Origin of the sequence: Streptomyces sp. NRRL WC-3618 (assembly GCF_001280005.1) — a bacterium.
In the GTDB taxonomy this organism is placed as follows: Bacteria; Actinomycetota; Actinomycetes; order Streptomycetales; family Streptomycetaceae; genus Streptomyces.
On record NZ_LGDW01000413.1, the window covers coordinates 1 to 231 of the forward strand.

The window sequence follows — 231 nt, forward strand, 5'->3', positions numbered from 1 at the left end:
GGGATCGTGCGCGCACGGATGCCGTTCGCGACGCACTGCGCGACCAGTTCCTCCAGCGCCTCGGCCTCACCGGAGACCACGATCTGGGCAGGGCCGTTGACAGCCGCCACGGAGACGCGCTCACCCCACGCCGTGATCAGCTCGCGCACCTCCCGCTCCGGCAGCGGCACGGACACCATCCCGCCCTTGCCCGACAACTCACGAATCGCCAGGCTCCGCAGCGCCACGACC

Annotated in this window: 1 protein-coding gene; it reads right to left on the bottom strand. The window is 71.4% G+C overall.

Going from position 1 to position 231, the window contains the following annotated elements; genetic code table 11:
• The coding region (locus tag ADL01_RS27755) for an acyltransferase domain-containing protein (protein ID WP_159049659.1) at window positions 1-231 on the bottom strand (231 nt) is incomplete at both ends.